Here is an 18339-nt window from a genome sequence, read left to right as displayed (position 1 = left end):
ATACCTCTTTCCTACGTTTATATTTCTTCTACGATTACATTATGATTGGTGTAAACGCAGATATCTGCTGCTATATGAAGAGATTTTTCTGCAATATCCCGGGCAGACAGGTCCGTATTCTGCAGCAGGGCGCGGGCCGATGCCAGGGCATAGTTACCGCCCGAGCCGATTGCCAGTACGCCATCATCGGGTTCGATGACTTCACCGTTGCCGGAAATGAGCAGGATGCGCTGGCTGTCTGCCACGAGGAGCAGGGCTTCCAGCTTGTGCAGTATCTTGTCAGACCGCCAGTCCTTGGCTAGTTCGACGGCACTACGCACCAGGTTGCCGTTATGTTCATTTAGTTTATCTTCAAAGCGGTCAAACAGGGTAAAGGCATCGGCTACGGATCCGGCAAACCCACTGACGATTTTACCATGATACAGGCGGCGGACCTTCTGGGCCGTCCCCTTCATGATGACCGAATTGCCCATAGTGACCTGTCCGTCACCGGCAATGGCCGTTTTGCCGTCCCGCTGGACGGCGCATATAGTCGTAGCATGAAATTCTGTTGTCATGTCAAATACTCTCCTTCATTGCATCAATTTCTTCCAGTGCCCGTTTAGCCAGAAGGCCATTCTTTTCCTTCTTTTTCATCCGTTTTTTAATTCCCAGCGGTTCCATGATACCAAAATTAATATTCATGGGCTGGAAATTGTCATGAGGCGATGAAATATACTGGCTCAGGCCGCCTATAGCCGTACGCTTGGAAAAGGTCAGGCAGGATTTTCCCTGCAGCAGCCGGGCGGCGTTGATTCCTGCCAGGAGCCCCATCGATGCCGATTCCAGATACCCTTCGACACCAGTCAGCTGGCCGGCGAAAAACACGTGTTTGTTTTTCCGGTACTGGAGGGTCGCGTCGAGGAGTTCCGGAGAATTGATATAGGAATTGCGGTGCATGACACCATAGCGGACAAATTCTGCCGATTCCAGGCCGGGAATCATGGAAAATACCCTCTTTTGTTCCGGGAATTTGAGATGTGTCTGGAAGCCGACAATATTATACAAAGTTGCACTGCCATTATCCTGACGAAGCTGTACGACCGCATAGGGAAGTTCCCCTGTGCCGGGAATTTCAAGGCCAACGGGCTTCATAGGACCGAACCGCAGGGTATCAATGCCACGAGCAGCCATGACTTCTACAGGCATGCATCCTTCAAACACGGCATCATTTTTTTCAAAATCGTGAAGTTCGGCACATTCTGCCGTCGTCAGGGCCTGCCAGAACGCTTCGTATTCTTCTTTCGTAAACGGACAGTTCAGATAATCGGCACCGCCCTTGCCATAACGGGCAGCCCGGTATACTTTAGTCATGTCCAGCGACTCTACCGTCACGATAGGCGCTGCAGCATCGTGAAAATGAAAATATTCTTCTCCCGTCATCTGGCGGATGGTCTCGGTCATAGCCGGGCTGGTCAGCGGCCCCGTGGCGATGATGCATATCTGATCATCGGGAAGGTGGGAAACTTCTTCATGACGGACCGTAACCAGGGGATGATTCTGGAGATGATCGGTAATATACTGACTGAAAGGGACCCGGTCTACTGCCAGTGCTCCCCCGGCCGGTACGCGGTGTGTATCAGCCGCTTCCATGATGAGCGACCCAAGACAGCGCATTTCTTCTTTCAGGAGACCGACGGCATTTTCAATATTGGCAGCCCGCAGAGAGTTACTGCAGACCAGCTCAGCAAAGAGGGCCGTATGATGGGCCGGAGACGGTTTGACCGGACGCATTTCCACCAGTTCGACGGGGATGCCCCGCTGTACCAACTGCCAAGCCGCTTCCGAACCGGCCAGGCCGGCGCCGATGACGAGTACACTATTCTTCATTCACTTCTTCACCCTTTTTATGATTTTCACATTCCGGATTACTGCAAAAGAGCTTATCCGGACCTTTTTTATAATGTTTGATAGTCATGATGCTGCCACAAAGCTTGCAGCGTTTGTCTACCGGCTGGTTCCATAAGACAAAATCACATTCCGGATACTGGCTGCATCCATAAAAGACGCGGCCCCTCTTGGACTTGCGCCGGATGAGCGTCCCCTTGCCGCACTTGGGGCAGGTAATGCCCAGATCATCGACGATAGCCTTTGTATTGTGACATTCAGGGAAATTAGAACAGGCCAGGAATTTGCCAAATCTGCCGAATTTATACACCATAGGAGCTCCGCAAAGTTCACATACTTCACCTGAATCCTGTCCGGCAATGGTGACTTTTTCCATTCCTTCTTCGGCCGCTTCCATTTCCGGTTCAAAGACATCATAAAATTCTTTCAAAACGTGGACATAGGTGTCCTTTCCCTGTTCGATGGCATCCAGTTCTTCTTCCATGTGAGCCGTGAAGCTGACGTTGATAATCCGTTCAAAGAATTTTTTCAACAGATCGACGATAATGACGCCCAACTCAGTCGGAACGAACTGTTTATCCTTCTTTTCGACATAATTGCGGTTCTGGATGGTATCCATAATCGGCGCATACGTACTCGGACGGCCGATACCTTTTTCTTCCAGCGTTTTAATCAGGCTGGCTTCGGTATAGCGGGCAGGCGGCTGAGTAAAATGCTGAATCGTATCAATGGTCTGATTATGTACTATCGTACCCGCCTCAATAGCCGGCAGCACCGATAGAGTCTTATCTTTCTTTGCATCTTCATACAGTTCCGTAAATCCTTTGAACAGGACGGTATACCCAGCAGCCCGCAGTTCATAAGATCCGCTCATGATGACGATAGTCATATGTTCCGTTTCTACAGGAGCCATCTGACTGGCCAGGAAACGGTTCCAGACAAGAGTATACAGGCGCAGCTGGTCCCGCGACAGATACGGCGCTACTTTGTCCGGCGTCAGTTCCAGCGACGTCGGCCGGATAGCTTCGTGAGCATCCTGGCTGGACTGTTTGGCTTTGTAAACATGTGGTTTAGCCGGAATATACTCTTTCCCATAGGTTGCCGTAATAAAATCACGGGCATTCTGCACCATATCATCATTAATACGGACAGAATCGGTACGCATGTAGGTAATGAGCCCCACATGACCGTGTTCGCCGATATCGAGGCCTTCATAAAGCTGCTGGGCCAGCATCATCGTCTTCTTGGCACCGAAATTGAGCTTGCTGACACATTCCTGCTGCATCGTAGACGTCGTAAACGGCGGCTGAGGCTGACGTTTGCGTTTCCGTTTCTCTACCTTTTCAATACGGTCCGGTTCATGACCGTCAGCTTTCCCTTTTTCCCATTGCAGGGCAGAAGCGATGGCAGCTGCCTGGTCCCCCGTTTCTATGGCCGCCTTTTTCCCGTCAATCTTTGCCAGTTCTGTATGGAGTTCCAGCCCGTCTTCTGTTTTGTATGTGCCTTCTACAGTCCAATATTCTTCTGGTACGAAGGCCTTGATTTCTTCTTCCCGTTCGCAGATAAGCCGTACGGCTACAGACTGGACACGGCCGGCACTGAGTCCCTTACAGACCTTTTTCCAGAGGAGCGGGCTCAGCTTATACCCTACGATGCGGTCGAGGACGCGCCGTGCCTGCTGGGCATCCACTTTTTTCAGGTCGATGGGCTGAGGATGTTCCATTCCTGCCAGAACAGCTTTCTTGGTGATTTCATGGAACATGACACGACACGAAGTCTGGGGGTCCATATCGAGCAAGTGAGCCAGATGCCAGGAAATAGCCTCCCCTTCTCGGTCCGGGTCAGTTGCCAGATAAACGGTTTTGGAGCGGACGTATTCATTCTGCAGGTCTTCGATGAGTTTACGCTTATCGAACATATTGGTATAGGTCGGCGTAAAATTATCTTCAATATTAACACCGAACTGATTGCGTGGCAGGTCGCGAAGATGGCCCCGGCTGGCCATGACTTTGTAGTCACTTCCCAGGAAGCGTTCAATTGTCTTCGCCTTGGCCGGTGATTCCACGATAACCAGGTTTTTGGCATTTTTAGGCAGGGGATCCATTTTCTTCAAAGGCTGCTTTTCCGGCAGATGGACCGTACCCTTTATGACCATTTTTTCATCGCTGCCCTTTTTTTTACGGCCCCGGCCTTTCTTTTTCTTATCGTCAATGACAATCGTTCGTTTAATTGGAAATTCTAACATCCCTATATCCCAACTCTCTGTGTATCATAGTATCGTATAGATTCTGCATGATTATAAACCTATGTATATTCAGTTATCCATGATACACTATAATCTCTGCAGGTTCAACCTCTATTGTAAGAAAACTGTCTGCCCGCTATGGCAGATGATCAAAAATACCGTGCATGGCGCAACAGGAATCATCCTCAAAAGGTCAGACGCATCTGATGCCAAATGGCCCCGCCATGGACCGATTTGCTGGTCACCCCTTCATCGAGAAATCCAAATTCTCCATAATAAGAGATGAGCCGGTCTTTGCAGGTCAGAACTAAGCCGCGTCTTTTCTGACGGCGGGCATCGGCAATTGCAGCCTGGAGAAGCCGTCCGGCATAGCCCTTTTTACGATACGAAGGCATAGTATTGACACCAAAGATCATCTGCCATGCCCCCTGTTCATTGTGCAGTGCGGCCCGGGCGTACATGTCGTCGGTCAGGTCTTTGTCATCGGTGACCATGCCATCGACAAAAGATATGAGCGTATCTCCTTCAAAGAGGAGCCAGAAATGATTGGCATAATAGGTCAGGCGGTCGTAAAATTCATCTTTCGATGCCGCTTCAGCCGGAGGAAAACATGCTGCTTCTACAGCAGTTACGGCGTCCAGGTCCTGAAGCGTGGCAGTACGGATCGTAATCATGAGATTCAAGCCATCCCTTTCTTTTTTATCATGAAAATTTGAAAAGGGGCTGTCGCACCTGCGGCAGTCCCCTTTGTCTTATTTTCCACCATATTTATGAGCCACGTCGATACGCAGCAGCGCTCGTTTCAAAGAAGCTTGCGCTCTGGCTTCATCGAGGTTTTCTTTCTTTTCCTGCAGGCGTTTTTCCGCTCTGGCCCGGGATCGTTCTGCCCGGTCCAGATCAATAGCTGCCGGCAGTTCTGCCGCCGGTGTAATGACCGTTATGGTATTGCCATTGACTTCCAGGAAACCGGAAGCAACGCAGACACAATTACGCTTGCCATCTTTTTCGTAAACCAGCGGCCAGATACGCAAAGAAGCAATGAGCGGAGCATGACCGGGCATGATACCCAGGTCGCCATCGAGGGCACGGACGAGAACAAAACTGACATCCGTGTTCAGGACAGCAGCATCAGGCGTGATAATTTCCAGGTGGATTGTTTTGCCTGTTTCTGCCATGCCTTATTCTCCTTTCAGAGTTTTGGCTTTTTCATATGCTTCTTCGATGTTACCGACCATATAGAAGGCCTGTTCCGGCATATCATCGCATTTGCCCGACAGGATTTCCTTGAACCCTTCAATTGTTTCCTTCAGCGGAACATACCGGCCCGGCTGTCCTGTAAACTGTTCGGCAACGGCAAAAGGCTGGCTCAGGAAACGCTGGATTTTACGGGCACGGGCTACGGTCAGCTTATCTTCTTCTGACAGTTCGTCGATACCCAGGATAGCGATGATGTCCTGCAGATCGTTGTATTTCTGCAGGATAGCCTGTACGGCACGGGCCGTATTGTAATGGTCTTCCCCTAATACGTGGGGGTCGAGGATACGGGATGTCGAATCCAGGGGATCCACGGCAGGATAAATACCGAGTTCGGCAATCTGGCGGGACAGGACGGTCGTCGCATCCAGATGGGCAAAAGTAGCTGCCGGAGCCGGGTCTGTCAAATCATCGGCAGGAACGTATACGGCCTGTACAGACGTAATAGATCCGTTCTTCGTCGATGTAATCCGTTCCTGCAGGGCACCGACATCGGTTGCCAGTGTCGGCTGATAGCCAACAGCCGAAGGAATCCGGCCTAACAGAGCCGATACTTCCGAACCGGCCTGGATGAAACGGAAAATGTTATCAATAAAGAGCAGTACATCTTTGTGTTCCTTATCGCGGAAATATTCCGCCATCGTAAGTCCCGTCAGGCCAACACGCATACGGGCTCCTGGCGGTTCATTCATCTGGCCGTATACCAGCGCCGTCTTATCGATGACGCCCGATTCCTTCATTTCATTCCACAAGTCGTTGCCTTCACGAGTCCGTTCACCAACGCCGGTGAATACAGAATAGCCGCCGTGGCCGGTAGCTACATTGTGGATCAGTTCCATGATGAGGACGGTCTTGCCGACGCCGGCACCGCCGAAGAGGCCAATTTTGCCGCCTTTGGCATAGGGGCAGATGAGGTCAACGACTTTGATCCCTGTTTCAAAAATTTCCGTACCCGTAGCCTGGTCTTCAAATTTTGGTACCGGGCGGTGGATAGGCCAGTAATCGTCAGCTTCAACCTTCTTATCTACTTTATCGACTGTCTGGCCCAGGACATTGAAAATCCGGCCCAGCACGCCTTCTCCGACAGGTACCTTGATCGGGCCGCCTGTATTTTCTGCTTTCATGCCACGCACCAGACCATCTGTGGAGCTCATGGCTACACAGCGGACAACATCGTCGCCCAGATGCTGCATGACTTCTGCTACCAGGTCAATCGCCTGATCGCCCGTACCGCCGGTAATATGGATGGCGTTATATATAGCCGGCAGGTCTTCTTCGCTCGCAAAGCGGACGTCAACGACAGGGCCGATGACCTGAATTACTTTCCCAATTGTATTGCTCATGAAGAGGCTCTCCTCCTTATTTAGATTTTCCTTCGTCCTTACTGCAGTGCATTGGCACCGCTGACGATTTCCGTCAGTTCGTTGGTAATACCGGCCTGACGGACTTTATTATAATGAACGGTCAGTTTTTCAATCAATTCACCGGCATTATCGGTCGCACCGGTCATGGCCGTCATACGTGCTCCCAATTCGCTGGCTGCAGACTGCAGGAGGCCATTATAAATGACCATATCGATATACTGCGGCAGCAGAGTCGATAAAACCTGACCAGCATCGGGGGCAAAGAGGTATTCTTCCGAAGGACCGCTTTTTTCCGATACGGAAGGTTCGATGGGCAGCAGCTTCGTCTGTGTCACGACCTGTGACAGGGCAGACTTGAACTTCGTATACACCAGGTACACTTCATCAACGTTACCGGCGAGGAACTCTTCCGTCGCTTTCCGCGCCAGATTCTGGGCATGGCCGAAATTCGGCTTGTCAGAAAAGCCCGTCCGTTTATAATCGGGCGTAATGCGAAGATGCTTCAGATAATCCACCGGCTTGCGTCCCGTCACGATGAGATATGACGCAGAGCGGGGCTTGTCTTTCAGTAGGCTTACCATTTCCTTATTGATGTTGGAATTGAAAGCTCCTGCCAGGCCTTTATCGGAGCCGATGATGATGTAGCACGTACGCTTTACATCACGCTGGATAAATAACGGATTATTTTCTCCCGGTATAGCTGCCGACAGACGCTGCAGCATCCCTTCCATTTTTTCAGTAAAAGGAGCAGTTGCCAGAGCGCGTTCCTGTGCACGGCGCAGACGAACGGAGGATACCATCTTCATAGCCTTTGTAATCTGCTGCGTATTCGTTACGGATTTAATCCGACGGTTTATTTCGCGTGCACTCGGCATAGACTATTCCTCCTCTTTAATCAGCTTATGGCTCGTACCGAACTGCTTGGTAAATTCCACAATTGCCTTTTTGAGAACTTTTTCATTATCTGCACCGAGTTCTTTTGTCTTTTTGATATCTGCACCGACTTCGGGATAGTTGGCATGCATGAATTTGATGAGCTGGTCTTCAAATGCCTGCACATCTTCTACTTCTACAGGCATGAGATATCCTTTGACGGCTGCATAAATCTGAATGACCTGGTCTTCGACGGGCATCGGCTGATACTGTGGCTGGATCAGCATCTGCATCGTCCGTTCACCGGCGTCAATCTGGGCTTTGGTGCTCTTATCGAGGTCCGATCCAAACTGGGCAAAAGCTGCCAGTTCGCGGTACTGTGCCAGGCTCAGACGGAGTGTGCCGGCAATTTTCTTCATGGCCTTGATCTGAGCAGACCCGCCGACACGGGATACGGAGAGGCCGACGTTGATAGCAGGCCGTACACCGGAGTTGAATAATTCCGTTTCCAGGAAAATCTGGCCGTCGGTGATTGAAATGACGTTGGTCGGGATATAAGCGGATAAGTCGCCTGCCAGTGTTTCAATGATTGGCAGGGCTGTAATAGAACCGCCACCCAGTTCATCAGACAATTTGGCAGCTCGTTCGAGCAGACGGGAATGTAAGTAAAATACATCGCCCGGATAAGCTTCACGTCCTGGCGGACGACGGAGCAGCAGACTCATGGCTCGATACGCCTGGGCATGCTTGGACAAATCATCATATACACAGAGGCAGTCCTTGCCCTGATGCATGAAGTATTCAGCCATGGATACGCCGGAATACGGTGCCAGGTACTGAAGCGGCGAGCCGTCAGAAGCCGTAGCGGCAACGACGATAGTATATGCCATGGCTCCGTGTTCTTCCAATGTCCGTACAACGCGGGCAACAGTAGAAGCTTTCTGTCCGATGGCGACATAGACACAGATGACGCCTGTATCTTTCTGATTGATGATCGTATCGATGGCAATGGCCGTCTTACCGGTACCGCGGTCACCGATGATCAATTCACGCTGGCCCCGTCCGATAGGAACCATAGAGTCGATAGCTTTCAACCCTGTCTGGAGCGGCTGCTTGACCGGCTGACGTTCAGCAATACCATGAGCAACGACTTCGACGCGGCGGTATTCCGTCGCCTTGATGGCGCCCTTGCCATCAATAGGAGCTCCCAGGGGATTGACGACGCGGCCTATCATGGCATCACCGACAGGAACACTCATAACCTTGCCCGTCCGGCGTACCGTATCGCCTTCTTTAATGAGTTCGTCATCCCCGAGAAGGACGGCACCTACGTTGTCTTCTTCCAGGTTCATGGCCAGGCCATACACATTATGAGGCAATTCCAGGAGTTCCCCGGACATGCACTTATCCAAACCGTATATATGCGCTATGCCGTCCCCGACTTCCAGGACGGTGCCTACGTCATCGACGTTCATTTCGACGTTGTAGTCTTCGATTTGTTTTTTGATTATAGCCGTTATTTCTTCTGGCTTCATTTTCATTTTTCGTCCGTCACCTCATTCATTACGTCAGACTGAAGCAGGGAATGCTGCATATCTGTAAGCTGCCGCTTCAGGCTGCCGTCTATTAGCCGGTCGCCTATCTGGACAATCATACCGCCGATAATGGAAGGATCCATATAATACAGCGGTTCGATATGTTTGCCAGTCATCTTTTCCAGAGATGCGACCAATTGTTTTTCCTCTTCTGCTGACAGCGGTTTTACGAGGCGGATCTTCGCAACTTCGATATTCTGAGCCGCACGGGCCAAATCGATAAACCCGTCGATAGCTGCGATGATGGCCGCTTCCCTGCGCCGGTCTATCATGACGTAGAGAAACTGCAGGACAACAGGGGACACGTCATCAGCAAAAATAGCGTGGAGTGTTTCTTTCTTCGACTGGGGCGGAACCAGCGGATGATGGATGAACTTTTTCAGCTCCGGATTTAGCTGTATCGTATCGCGGACGGCTTTCAGTTCATCACCGTACACGTCCATCTTGTGCTGTTCCTTTGCTATGTCAAACATAGCCTGGCTGTATTTGCTGTACACGGCTTCAGGAATCATGATTTCTTACCTGCCGGATGCTGCCCGTCAAACTGCTTCAGGCATTCTGCTACCAGTTTTTGATTCATATCCGTATCCATGTTCTTTTTCAGCAGTTTTTCTGCCACAGCCATAGACAGCGTCACTACTTCATTTCTCATTTCGCGAATAGCTGCTTCCCGTTCATTGGCAATTTCAGCCTGAGCGATTTCCTTTTCCCGTGCAATCTGGGAACGGATAGCATCGAGCTGAGCCTGCGCTTCCTTGTCGGCTTGTTTTACAGCCTTGTCCACAATGGCCTGGGCTTCCGCATGGGCTTTCTGCAACTGTGCTTCATAATCGGCTTTCAGTTTTTCCGCTGAAAGCCGGGCTTCTTCGGCACTGCTAAGGTCAGAAGCAATCTTGTTCTTGCGGTCTTCAAGCACTTTTAAAATGGGCTTGTATGCAAACTTGGCTAAAATAGCGACGAGGACAAAGAAGTTGATGAACTGGATTACCAGTGTAAAATTAATATCTACCAAAACTTTCTCCTCCTTTTACCGAACTGTGCCGGTACAGTTTAGCCTGCCAGAGGGTTGGCAAATACGAGCACGATAGCGATAACAGCTGCAATAATAGGCATAGATTCGATCAGACCTACAGAAATCAGGAAGTTGACCAGAAGCTTGCCACCCATTTCCGGCTGACGTGCCAGACCTTCGAGCATCTTCGATGCAGCGTGACCATCACCGATAGCAGCACCCATTGCTGCCAGACCAATACCAATAGCTGCGCCCATTGCGGATAATGCTAATACTAATTCCATAATTATAATCCTCCTTGATGTATGAGTTACTTGTCTTCACTTACTCTTCTCTAAGGGAATCTGCCAGATACGATGTGGTCAGTATAGTGAAGATAAAGGCCTGAATCAGGCCGATGACCAGACTGAATATCAACCAGATGATAGGTACCCCGACGGGGACCAGTTTGTACAGCACTTCCATCAGGATTTCCCCGGCAAGGATATTGCCGAATAGACGGAAGGCCAGCGTAATAGGCTTTGTAAATTCTTCCAGCAGGTTGATGACAAAAAATACAGCGAACGGTTGAAAATAATGTTTGACGTGTTTTTTCAGACCTTGGTTGCGCAGAGCAACAAAATGTACCATAAAAGATGATACCAGGGCCAGGCCCAGCGTCGTATTGAGATCATTCGTCGGCGACGTCAGGATGTGCGGACTGGGCAGCAGCCCTAATTCATTGCCGACGAGGATAAACAGGAACATAGTCAGAAGGACTGATACGACCTGTCCCCACTTTGGCCCCAGTGTTTCCTTAAACTGTGCCAGGAGTGCCTCAACGACAATTTCAACTGCATTCTGGATACCGGAAGGAACCAGTGACCGGCCCCGCGTCGCAGCCAGCGTAATAATGATGACGATAGCCGCCGTGAGCCAGGTCATGTACAGCGTATCCATATTGACATTCATGCCAAACAGTTGATAAATCAAATGATGACCCGTATGCAGCTCCATGATAAGCGCCTCCTTTCCTTAAAGATGTCTTCGGATACAGGCGTGATACGCCGCTTCGAAGTATATGAGAACCCGATACGTCAGGATGCCCGCAACGACTGCCCATATGCGGACAGAGGGAAACTGCAGCACCACAATAAGTATCAGAACGATGGTAAGTATGCGCATCAGCGCGCCACCGCGGAGAACGGTGAATGCCTTAGCAGGGTCCATCTTCATGGCCCGGAAAGAGCGGCTGCACAACATGAGAAAGTACACGCCATTGATGGCACAGCCGATCAGCCAGCCACTGAGGTATTCTGCTTTTCCCAAAAGAAGGAGCAGTCCTGTAACCATTAGAGCCAGGCTCAGCAGTCTGAGCAGTGTCACTTTTACATATCGCGTAAATTCTTCCATAAGAGTCCTCTGCCCTATTCTCTTTCTAACGGGACGGATGATCATTCATAAAGCGCACGGCTTTTTTAAAAATAGACCAGAAGCCACTGACTGCGCCGAGAATACCTCCCAGGAGCAGCCCCCAGGGAATCGTTCCCAGCTGTGTATCCACCCAGTACCCGCAGGCAATGCCGATGCACAGGCTGACGCAGAGTGTCAGCCCCATAGACGCGGCACTGACCAGGATATCCCGGAGTCGCACCGGTTCCTTTTCGCCTTTTTTCTGCATAGTCTTTACCCCGGCATACATTGCATTACAATATTTCATGCATAGGATTCATGTCCCGCAATACAGTTATTGTATCACGGGGCTTACATAAAATCAATAAATTTTTAGATATTAGTCATAAAACTAAAAAAAAATCTGTTTTATAAAAATTACTGCAAAAGTATGTAAAGTTACAATGTAAATTCATTTGGTTTTTCAGTACTATTTCCAAAGGTATACAGGATAGCCTGTACAATGCGGCGCGACGCTTGTCCGTCCCCATAGGGATTAACAGCATTACTCATGGCATCATAGGCCGCTTTATCCGTAAGGAGCCGTTTCGTTTCTTCATAGACGCGGTCCCTGTCAGTTCCAATGAGGCGGACCGTACCGGCTTCCACTGCTTCCGGCCGTTCTGTCGTATTGCGCAGGACCAGGACAGGCTTGCCCAAAGACGGCGCTTCTTCCTGGATACCGCCGGAATCGGTCAGTACGAGACAGCTGTGATGCATCAGATTGGCAAAGGGTTCGTATTCCATCGGCTCGATGAGATGGATACGATCTACGCCGGACAGTTCTTCTTCTACGACCTTGCGCACCAGCGGATTGCGGTGAACGGGGAAGACGATTTCCGTATCAGGGATTTCTTCAATGATCTGGCGTAGTGCTTTATAAATATGCCGCATGGGTTCGCCAAGATTTTCACGGCGATGCGTCGTAAGAAGAATAATACGGTGATTCTGGAAATCAACCGACTGTAATTCTTCGTCTTCAAAATCATATCCTTCATCGACGGTTGTCATGAGGGCGTCAATGACTGTATTGCCGGTAACAAAAATGGCATCTTTGTCGATTCCTTCCCGCAGCAGATTACCCCGGGCGGTCATGGTCGGTGAAAAATGAATGGCCGCAATGGCTCCGGTGAGCTTACGGTTCATTTCTTCCGGAAATGGTGAATAAATATTTCCTGTACGCAGACCGGCTTCGACATGACCTACGGGAATCTGCTGATAATACGCAGCCAGTGCTCCGGCAAAAGTCGTCGTCGTGTCACCATGTACCAAAACCAAATCCGGTTTTTCCACTTCCATAACGGACTTCAGCCCTTGCAGGGAACGAGTCGTTATGTCATACAGTGTCTGTCCCTGACTCATAATATCCAGATCGTAATCCGGACGGATCTGGAACAAATCCAGTACCTGATCCAGCATCTGCCGGTGCTGGGCCGTAACGGCCACGACCGTCTGAATCTGATCCGGATGTTTTTTGAGTTCCAGGACGACCGGCGCCATTTTGATGGCCTCCGGACGCGTTCCGAATACAGTCATTACCTTAAGCATATAAAAACCTCCTTGAACTAAACAAATTCTACTCATAAATCAATCTTTATGAGTAGAATTTGTCGTTTTATGCAGTATTCCTATTCGTTTTGCTGAATATATAATCACCGCCAGAACCACTACCACGGTCAAAATACCGGTTTTGTAATTGACATTAGCTACAAAAATAGCCACAATTCCCAATACGATACTGACACAATACATGATGAGCACGGCCTGCTTCTGGGACATCCCCAGTGCCAGCAGACGGTGATGGAGATGACCCTTGTCCGGTGTAAAAATAGGCACGCCGCTCATCTTGCGGCGGATGATGGCAAACAGTGTATCCAGGATAGGCAGGCCCAGGGCGATGACCGGTACGACCAGGGCAATCGTCGCAGCCGTCTTCACCAGTCCCAGCACGGCCGTTACAGCCATGGTATACCCCAGGAGCATACTACCCGTATCTCCCATAAAAATCTTGGCAGGATTGAAATTATACTGCAAAAACCCCAGAGCTGCCCCGGCCATAGAAATAATAATCATAGCCGGCAGGTACTGGTTCATACTGACAGCCATGAGAAACATCGAAATGGACGCAATAAAGGACACGCCGGCAGCCAGGCCGTCAAGGCCGTCGATGAGGTTGACTGTATTAGTAAAACCAATGATCCAGAATATGGTCAGGGGAATGGCAACGACTTCCGGCAGGATGATTAAATCGCCAAACGGATTGGTCAGCCATTCAATCTGGATGCCAAAGACGACGGGAATCGCCGCCGACAAAATCTGTCCGACCAGTTTGACTTTTGCCGGAATGTTGCAGATATCATCCCAGATACCGACACAGACGATGGCCGTACATCCCAACAATAATCCCAGCATTTCATGATTCATGGGCATGGAATACAGGACGCCGGCCAGAAAACCGATATAAATAGCCAGACCGCCCAGACGGGGAATGACATGAGTATGAACTTTCCTCGCATTGGGTCTGTCAACAGCACCCACTTTGATAGCCAGTTTCTTGACGCTTGGCGTCAGGGCATACGCTACAATCAATGCTATAAAAAAGGGTACAAAATATACAAGCACAACACACGCCTACTTTCAAAGGGATTCTCGATGCCGCCCGTCAGTTCGTCAGGCTGCGCATCGGGGCCGGAATGCGGCCGCCACGGGCAATAAACGCATCAGACTTATATTTATTAATATCAATAATAGGACAATGACCTAAAAGGCCGCCGAATTCGACCGTATCGCCCACATCTTTGCCCGGTACAGGGATGACACGAACGGCCGTCGTCTTGTTGTTAATCATACCGATGGCAGCTTCATCGGCAATGAGTGCCGAAATAGTAGAAGCCGTCGTGCTGCCGGGAATGGCAATCATATCCAGACCGACGGAGCATACACAGGTCATGGCTTCCAGTTTTTCCAAACTCAGGCTGCCCCGGCCTACGGCTTCCAGCATGCCTTTATCTTCACTGACAGGAATGAATGCACCCGACAGGCCACCGACACGGCTTGATGCCATAAGACCGCCTTTCTTGACGGCGTCGTTGAGGAGAGCCAGAGCTGCCGTCGTACCACAGGCACCACAGCTTTCCAGTCCCATTTCTTCCAGGATTGCCGCCACACTATCACCAACGGCCGGCGTCGGTGCCAGTGACAAGTCGATGATACCAAAGGGAACGTGGAGCCGGCGCGATGCTTCCTGAGCTACGAGTTGACCGACACGGGTAATCTTGAATGCAGTCTTCTTGATGGTTTCCGCTACGACATCGAAAGGCTCGCCCTTGACGTTTTCCAAAGCCCGTTTGACGACGCCAGGGCCGCTGACGCCGACGCTGACACAGCTGTCACCCTGGGTAACACCATGAAAGGCGCCAGCCATGAACGGATTATCTTCTACGGCATTGGAAAAGACGACTAATTTGGCACAGCCCAGAGCATCCTGATCTTTGGTCAGTTCCCCCAGTTCCTTGAATACCCGGCCCATTTCAGCGACGGCATCCATATTAATGCCGGCCTTAGTCGAGCCAACGGCAACAGAACTGCAGACAAGATCGGTGCAGGCCAGTGCTTCCGGGATAGAAGCGATGAGCTTCTTATCTCCTTCAGCATAGCCACGTTCTACCAGAGCGGAGAATCCGCCGATAAAATCGATGCCGATCGTCTTGGCCGCTTTATCCAGGGTACGGGCGATTTCGACGTAATTATCGAGATCACTGCATCCGGCTACCAGAGCGATGGGAGTAACGGAAACACGCTTGTTGATGATGGGCACGCCAAATTCTCTGGCAATATCTTCCCCGGTCTGTACTAGATGTTCCCCATAGCGGGTCACTTTATCATAAATATTTTTGCAGAGTGTCCTGCCGTCACTGCTGCAGCAGTCGAGGAGACTAATGCCCATCGTAATGGTGCGGACGTCCAGGTTATGCTTCTGAATCATCTGATTTGTTTCTAACACGTCATGGATAGTCAGCATTCTCTCTTCCTCCTATCCTACACGGTGCATCGCGTTAAAGATTTCCATATTCTGCGCCCGGATTTCTACCCCCAGGGTATCGCCTTTTTCCTTCAGCAGCTGCTGCAGCGTACCCAGATCCACCGACGCCTGATCCATATCTACAATCATGGCCATATTGAAAATACCGTCGAGGATTACCTGATTGATAGTGAGAATATTTACCTGATGTTCTGCCATAATCTGGCTGACAGCGGCAATGATGCCGGTGCGGTCTACACCGACTACTGTAATGACAACTTTCATTCTGATGCCCACTCCTTTTCTATATGCGGAGACAAGATAGAATGCCCCTCTTGATCATTCTTCCCTATTATAGCATAAATCTGCGATAAATTACTATTGATTATTTTTTTAATGCCCGGCTGATAAGCGCCCGTCCTTCGTCCAACAGGTTCCGCGCATGGTCTTCAGATACGAAACTTTCGGCGTACAGTTTGTACATGTCTTCCGTACCGGATGGCCGTGCCGCAATCCAGCCATCGGGACTGCAGATTTTGACGCCGCCTATGGCATAATTTCCATAGGGGGAATGTGATAATACGGCGGTAATTGGACTGCCGCAGAGCGTCTTTTCGGCTACATCGGCTTCGGTGAGACTGCTGATCTTGGCCTTTTCGGCAAGCGTTGCCGGCGCATCACTGCGCATGGCATACGGCCGGCCCAGCTTCTGGCATAACTCATCATAATAGGCAAGGGGCAGCTTACCCGTCACGGCCCTGATTTCTGCTGCCAGGAGGCACATGATCATGCCGTCCTTGTCGGTCGTCCACAGGCTGCGGTCTTTGGCGATAAAGGAACCACCGGCACTTTCTTCACCGGAAAAGGCAATCTTCCCATCACTGTAGAGGGAACCAAAATACTTAAATCCTACGGGGACTTCATAGAGCGGCACGCCCAGGGAGGCAGCCGAACGGGCCAGAAGGTCTGTCGTCACTACAGTCTTGGCAATCCCCAGTCCGTCAAACTGACGGTGAGTCATGAGATAGTGGGACGCTACGGTCAGATAGGCATTGGCCGTAATCATCCCCTGACTGCCGGAAACAATGCCAAAACGGTCGTAATCGGGATCGTTGGCCAAGATGAGATCATAGTCCCCGCTCTGCTTTGTCACGGATGACATGACATAGGCTGAAGAGCAGTCCATGCGGACCTTGCCGTCATGGTCGTAATTCATGAAGGTAAACTGGGGATCATACGTATCGTTGACGAAATCCATATCAAGGCTATACTGTTCAGCAATAGCATGCCAGTAATTCATCCCGGACCCGCCCAGTGCGTTGACAAGAATATGAAGATGGGCACCTTTGATTGCTTCAAAATCAATGATAGATGATAATTCCGATACGTACAGGCCTTTGTAATCATAGCCCGTCACCAGGGAACTTTCCCGTGCCTGTTCATAGGGAATCTGCCGTACTTCGCAGTTCTTCCCTGCCAGCAGGCGGTTGGCTTCCGTTTCGATGGCTTTCGTAATATCCGAAGGCGCCGGTCCGCCGCTCGTGGGATTGTATTTGATGCCGCCGTGTTCCGGAGGATTGTGGGATGGCGTAATAATAATGCCGTCTGCCAGATGGTCCCGGCGCCCTTTGTTATACCGTAAAATAGCACGGGAAACAGATGGCGTCGGCACAAAATCGTCTTCACTGTCGATATAAGCAGCTACGTCATTAGCTGCCAGTACACCCAGTACCGTTTCAAAGGCAAGCTTAGAAAGATAATGCGTATCTTCCCCGACAAACAGCGGTCCATCGGCACCAAAGGTCTTCCGCAGATTGCATACCGCCTGGGTAATAGCGGCAACATGAGCAGCCGTGAAGCTGCCGTTTCCGGCCTGCCCCCGGTGACCGGATGTCCCAAACCGCACCTGGCATTCCGGATTCGCTACATCCGGAATAATGTGGGCGTAGGCATCAGCAATTGCCTTCAAATCGATGTAATCTTCTTTTCTGACTTTCGTACCTGCTAATTCATGTACTGCCATACCAATCACCTGATTCCTTAATTTTGACAATCCCTATAAATTTCTATACAATAACGTCATATAATAGATAATACCCTATTGTTTACTGTATGAATCCATTATAACAAAGAATGAACAAATATTATAGCTTCATTGCAAAGAAAGGACAAAATCTCATGAAATGTATTTCCTGGAATGTAAACGGTCTGCGCGCTGTCATGAAAAAAGGATTTATGGATGTATTCTACCAGCTCGACGCCGATATCTTCGCCCTGCAGGAAACGAAGCTGCAGGCCGGCCAGATAGACATGGACCTGCCCGGGTATGAACAGTACTGGAATTACGCCGACCGCAAGGGCTACAGCGGTACGGCCGTCTTCAGCCGCCTCCATCCCCTGTCGGTCCACTACGGCATGGGCATGGACGAACATGACCATGAAGGGCGGCTCATCACCCTCGAATTCGACACGTTCTACTTCGTCACCTGCTATACCCCCAACAGTCAGAGCGAACTGGCCCGCCTCAATTACCGCATGAAGTGGGAAGACGATTTCCGGGCCTACCTGGCCGGACTCAATGAGAAAAAGCCAGTCATCCTCTGCGGTGACCTGAACGTTGCCCACGAAGAAATCGACCTGAAAAATCCCAAGACCAA

20 protein-coding genes are annotated in these 18339 nt (G+C 50.3%); 1 reads left to right on the top strand and 19 read right to left on the bottom strand.

The features are described 5' to 3' along the window. Nucleotides 1-17: 17 nt before the first annotated feature. The 19 genes from hslV to B4H10_RS03560 all read right to left on the bottom strand — a co-directional run bounded on the left by hslV (nucleotide 18) and on the right by B4H10_RS03560 (nucleotide 17705). Complete coding sequence (gene hslV / locus B4H10_RS03650; protein WP_059077238.1) at nucleotides 18-557, bottom strand: ATP-dependent protease subunit HslV; 540 nt, start codon at nucleotides 555-557, stop codon at nucleotides 18-20. 1 nt (nucleotide 558) lies between these two features. After that, the gene (gene trmFO, locus B4H10_RS03645) at nucleotides 559-1869 is read right to left on the bottom strand and encodes a methylenetetrahydrofolate--tRNA-(uracil(54)-C(5))-methyltransferase (FADH(2)-oxidizing) TrmFO (RefSeq protein ID WP_059077237.1); all 1311 of its coding nucleotides are present in this window, start codon (nucleotides 1867-1869) and stop codon (nucleotides 559-561) included. Beyond that, the gene (gene topA, locus B4H10_RS03640; RefSeq protein WP_113856023.1) at nucleotides 1859-4132 is read right to left on the bottom strand and encodes a type I DNA topoisomerase; all 2274 of its coding nucleotides are present in this window, start codon (nucleotides 4130-4132) and stop codon (nucleotides 1859-1861) included. The genes trmFO and topA overlap by 11 nt, the downstream gene beginning before the upstream one ends. Before the next feature lie 185 nt (nucleotides 4133-4317). After that, complete coding sequence (locus tag B4H10_RS03635) at nucleotides 4318-4806, bottom strand: GNAT family N-acetyltransferase (protein ID WP_083237137.1); 489 nt, start codon at nucleotides 4804-4806, stop codon at nucleotides 4318-4320. 78 nt (nucleotides 4807-4884) lie between these two features. Then, a complete protein-coding gene (locus B4H10_RS03630; RefSeq protein ID WP_292018191.1) occupies nucleotides 4885-5307 on the bottom strand; it encodes a F0F1 ATP synthase subunit epsilon in 423 nt (140 codons plus the stop codon). 3 nt (nucleotides 5308-5310) lie between these two features. Continuing rightward, a complete protein-coding gene (atpD, locus tag B4H10_RS03625) occupies nucleotides 5311-6729 on the bottom strand; it encodes a F0F1 ATP synthase subunit beta (protein WP_059077234.1) in 1419 nt (472 codons plus the stop codon). A 38-nt stretch (nucleotides 6730-6767) separates the two neighbouring features. After that, on the bottom strand, nucleotides 6768-7625 hold the full coding sequence (atpG, locus tag B4H10_RS03620) for an ATP synthase F1 subunit gamma (RefSeq protein WP_113856025.1): 858 nt from the start codon (nucleotides 7623-7625) through the stop codon (nucleotides 6768-6770). 3 nt (nucleotides 7626-7628) lie between these two features. Then, nucleotides 7629-9164: a F0F1 ATP synthase subunit alpha gene (atpA, locus tag B4H10_RS03615; RefSeq protein ID WP_292018190.1), complete on the bottom strand. Its 1536-nt coding sequence runs from the start codon at nucleotides 9162-9164 to the stop codon at nucleotides 7629-7631. Beyond that, nucleotides 9161-9730 carry a F0F1 ATP synthase subunit delta gene (locus B4H10_RS03610; protein ID WP_059077231.1) on the bottom strand — a complete coding sequence of 190 codons (570 nt, stop codon included), beginning with the start codon at nucleotides 9728-9730 and terminating at the stop codon, nucleotides 9161-9163. The genes atpA and B4H10_RS03610 overlap by 4 nt, the downstream gene beginning before the upstream one ends. Further along, on the bottom strand, nucleotides 9727-10230 hold the full coding sequence (gene atpF, locus B4H10_RS03605; protein WP_059077230.1) for a F0F1 ATP synthase subunit B: 504 nt from the start codon (nucleotides 10228-10230) through the stop codon (nucleotides 9727-9729). Before atpF ends, B4H10_RS03610 begins: the two co-directional genes overlap by 4 nt. Nucleotides 10231-10268: 38 nt before the next feature. Then, on the bottom strand, nucleotides 10269-10514 hold the full coding sequence (gene atpE, locus B4H10_RS03600) for a F0F1 ATP synthase subunit C (protein WP_059077229.1): 246 nt from the start codon (nucleotides 10512-10514) through the stop codon (nucleotides 10269-10271). A gap of 40 nt (nucleotides 10515-10554) precedes the next feature. Further along, nucleotides 10555-11226, bottom strand: a complete 672-nt coding sequence (atpB, locus tag B4H10_RS03595; protein WP_075582246.1) for a F0F1 ATP synthase subunit A — start codon at nucleotides 11224-11226, stop codon at nucleotides 10555-10557. A gap of 18 nt (nucleotides 11227-11244) precedes the next feature. Then, the gene (locus B4H10_RS03590) at nucleotides 11245-11622 is read right to left on the bottom strand and encodes an ATP synthase subunit I (protein ID WP_059077227.1); all 378 of its coding nucleotides are present in this window, start codon (nucleotides 11620-11622) and stop codon (nucleotides 11245-11247) included. 25 nt (nucleotides 11623-11647) lie between these two features. Further along, nucleotides 11648-11890 carry an AtpZ/AtpI family protein gene (locus B4H10_RS03585; protein ID WP_170087864.1) on the bottom strand — a complete coding sequence of 81 codons (243 nt, stop codon included), beginning with the start codon at nucleotides 11888-11890 and terminating at the stop codon, nucleotides 11648-11650. 170 nt (nucleotides 11891-12060) lie between these two features. Continuing rightward, nucleotides 12061-13209 (bottom strand): non-hydrolyzing UDP-N-acetylglucosamine 2-epimerase, encoded by a 1149-nt coding sequence (wecB, locus tag B4H10_RS03580; RefSeq protein ID WP_059077226.1) that lies wholly within the window; start codon nucleotides 13207-13209, stop codon nucleotides 12061-12063. Between the two features lie 39 nt (nucleotides 13210-13248). Beyond that, nucleotides 13249-14283, bottom strand: a complete 1035-nt coding sequence (locus tag B4H10_RS03575) for a glycosyltransferase family 4 protein (RefSeq protein ID WP_292018189.1) — start codon at nucleotides 14281-14283, stop codon at nucleotides 13249-13251. Nucleotides 14284-14323: 40 nt separating this feature from the next. Then, nucleotides 14324-15682 (bottom strand): PFL family protein, encoded by a 1359-nt coding sequence (locus B4H10_RS03570; RefSeq protein WP_075582245.1) that lies wholly within the window; start codon nucleotides 15680-15682, stop codon nucleotides 14324-14326. Between the two features lie 12 nt (nucleotides 15683-15694). Continuing rightward, entirely contained in the window at nucleotides 15695-15967 is a 273-nt protein-coding gene (locus B4H10_RS03565; RefSeq protein WP_059077223.1) for an ACT domain-containing protein, read from the bottom strand. Between the two features lie 100 nt (nucleotides 15968-16067). Continuing rightward, nucleotides 16068-17705 carry a phosphoglucomutase gene (locus B4H10_RS03560; protein WP_059077222.1) on the bottom strand — a complete coding sequence of 546 codons (1638 nt, stop codon included), beginning with the start codon at nucleotides 17703-17705 and terminating at the stop codon, nucleotides 16068-16070. Nucleotides 17706-17860: 155 nt separating this feature from the next. On the opposite strand from B4H10_RS03560, the gene B4H10_RS03555 reads away from it, so the two are divergent. Then, nucleotides 17861-18339 (top strand): exodeoxyribonuclease III (locus B4H10_RS03555; RefSeq protein ID WP_292018188.1); only part of this gene is annotated, 479 nt, incomplete at its 3' end.

Origin of the sequence: Megasphaera sp. UBA4382 (assembly GCF_002391155.1) — a bacterium.
GTDB classification, from domain to species: Bacteria; Bacillota; Negativicutes; order Veillonellales; family Megasphaeraceae; genus Megasphaera; species Megasphaera hexanoica.
Note: the sequence above shows the minus strand (reverse complement) of the source record. Positions and strands in the feature narration are given on the sequence as shown.

Bases quoted from the DNA above. Each gene is read 5' to 3' on its own strand.
- atpB (WP_075582246.1), bottom strand. From the start codon at position 11,226: ATGGAGCTGCATACGGGTCATCATTTGATTTATCAACTGTTTGGCATG.
- B4H10_RS03590 (WP_059077227.1), bottom strand. From the start codon at position 11,622: ATGGAAGAATTTACGCGATATGTAAAAGTGACACTGCTCAGACTGCTG.
- hslV (WP_059077238.1), bottom strand. From the start codon at position 557: ATGACAACAGAATTTCATGCTACGACTATATGCGCCGTCCAGCGGGAC.
- atpG (WP_113856025.1), bottom strand. From the start codon at position 7,625: ATGCCGAGTGCACGCGAAATAAACCGTCGGATTAAATCCGTAACGAAT.
- B4H10_RS03610 (WP_059077231.1), bottom strand. From the start codon at position 9,730: ATGATTCCTGAAGCCGTGTACAGCAAATACAGCCAGGCTATGTTTGAC.
- B4H10_RS03570 (WP_075582245.1), bottom strand. From the start codon at position 15,682: ATGCTGACTATCCATGACGTGTTAGAAACAAATCAGATGATTCAGAAG.
- atpA (WP_292018190.1), bottom strand. From the start codon at position 9,164: ATGAAAATGAAGCCAGAAGAAATAACGGCTATAATCAAAAAACAAATC.
- B4H10_RS03560 (WP_059077222.1), bottom strand. From the start codon at position 17,705: ATGGCAGTACATGAATTAGCAGGTACGAAAGTCAGAAAAGAAGATTAC.
- wecB (WP_059077226.1), bottom strand. From the start codon at position 13,209: ATGCTTAAGGTAATGACTGTATTCGGAACGCGTCCGGAGGCCATCAAA.
- B4H10_RS03585 (WP_170087864.1), bottom strand. From the start codon at position 11,890: ATGCAGAAAAAAGGCGAAAAGGAACCGGTGCGACTCCGGGATATCCTG.
- trmFO (WP_059077237.1), bottom strand. From the start codon at position 1,869: ATGAAGAATAGTGTACTCGTCATCGGCGCCGGCCTGGCCGGTTCGGAA.
- atpD (WP_059077234.1), bottom strand. From the start codon at position 6,729: ATGAGCAATACAATTGGGAAAGTAATTCAGGTCATCGGCCCTGTCGTT.
- atpE (WP_059077229.1), bottom strand. From the start codon at position 10,514: ATGGAATTAGTATTAGCATTATCCGCAATGGGCGCAGCTATTGGTATT.
- B4H10_RS03630 (WP_292018191.1), bottom strand. From the start codon at position 5,307: ATGGCAGAAACAGGCAAAACAATCCACCTGGAAATTATCACGCCTGAT.
- B4H10_RS03635 (WP_083237137.1), bottom strand. From the start codon at position 4,806: ATGATTACGATCCGTACTGCCACGCTTCAGGACCTGGACGCCGTAACT.
- B4H10_RS03565 (WP_059077223.1), bottom strand. From the start codon at position 15,967: ATGAAAGTTGTCATTACAGTAGTCGGTGTAGACCGCACCGGCATCATT.
- topA (WP_113856023.1), bottom strand. From the start codon at position 4,132: ATGTTAGAATTTCCAATTAAACGAACGATTGTCATTGACGATAAGAAA.